Origin of the sequence: Streptomyces sp. NPDC047515, from assembly GCF_040643055.1 — a bacterium.
Taxonomy (GTDB): domain Bacteria; phylum Actinomycetota; class Actinomycetes; order Streptomycetales; family Streptomycetaceae; genus Streptomyces.
The window spans coordinates 1-1,040 of sequence record NZ_JBEYTM010000181.1 but is presented as its reverse complement, the minus strand read 5'-3'; the positions used below and the strand labels follow the sequence as shown (position 1 = coordinate 1,040).

Annotated in this window: 1 protein-coding gene; it reads right to left on the bottom strand. The window is 67.4% G+C overall.

Annotated elements, in window-relative coordinates; all coding sequences use genetic code 11:
- Nucleotides 1-180 precede the first annotated feature (180 nt).
- Nucleotides 181-912 carry an alpha/beta hydrolase gene (locus ABZ826_RS39435; RefSeq protein WP_361459425.1) on the bottom strand — a complete coding sequence of 244 codons (732 nt, stop codon included), beginning with the start codon at nt 910-912 and terminating at the stop codon, nt 181-183.
- Nucleotides 913-1,040 lie beyond the last annotated feature (128 nt).

The window sequence follows — 1,040 nt, the reverse complement described above, 5'->3', positions numbered from 1 at the left end:
CAGCCCGCCCCCTTGTGGATACCGCATGCCCCGGTGATACCGCACAGCCGACGACCCGTCAGCCCCTACGACTCCACGAGTTCAAGCTCAGTAGCCAGTGTGTACTCCATTTGGCCAGGCTGAGTGCGCGGTCGGTGTCGAGGTGTTCAGGGGCGCCGGGTGATTCCGGCTGTGGCGCGCTCAGCTGACGGCAGAGAGCTGGCGGGCGAAGCGGCGGACGGCATCGGTGAAGGCATCTGGGTCGTCGAAGTTCGCGAGGTGCCGTGCCCGCGGGATCAATTCGACGCGAGCGTGCGGATGCGCGCGGGCGAAGTCCGCCTCCTCGGCCCGGAAGACGGCGTCCTTCTCGCCGTTCAGGATGAGGACCGGAGCCTTCACATAGCGCATCGCACCCGTGTCGAAGTGTCCGAGTACCTCGTCCCAGGCTGCCGGCAGGGTATGGAAGGCGTAGCCGGAACGGATGGTCGCCTCCACCACTTCCCGTGGGTAGAGCCGCCGCAGCAACCGGTCGTTCCACCGGGCAAGGCGATCCGCAGGCATACGAGGGACCAGCCTGGCGACCCACCGATAGGGCGCTGCCCGGAGGCCGCGGGTGGAGGCACTGGCTCCCGCGAGGATCAGCCCGCGCAGTTGTTCCGGACAGCGCCGCGCGAACTCCAGCGAGGCATATCCGCCGAGCGAGTGCCCGACGACCAGAGCCGGCCCGCGGTCGAGCGAGTCCACGGCGGAGGCGATGATCTCCGTCGCAGTGCTCAGGCTCCAGGGCTGAGCCGAGCGCTCCCCGTGGCCAGGCAGGTCGACGGCGACTACCGGGAATTCGTCCCGGAGTGCGGCAAGCTGCATGCTCCACTGTCCCGCGCTGAAGCGCGTCCCGTGAACGAAGACTATGGGCACTGCATCCGCTGCCGTCATCAGTCCCCCCAGGTGACACCGTCGTCAAGCCGACTCTAACCTCGATCTTTCGTGATTGGTCGTCAGCTTTGGTTGGCGGCTGATGCGTCGTTGTGGAGAGTGTGCGGGCAAGCGGAGGGCCCGATCGT

Excerpts from the sequence above, each read along its gene's own strand:
- ABZ826_RS39435 (WP_361459425.1), bottom strand. The coding sequence starts at position 912 with ATGACGGCAGCGGATGCAGTGCCCATAGTCTTCGTTCACGGGACGCGC.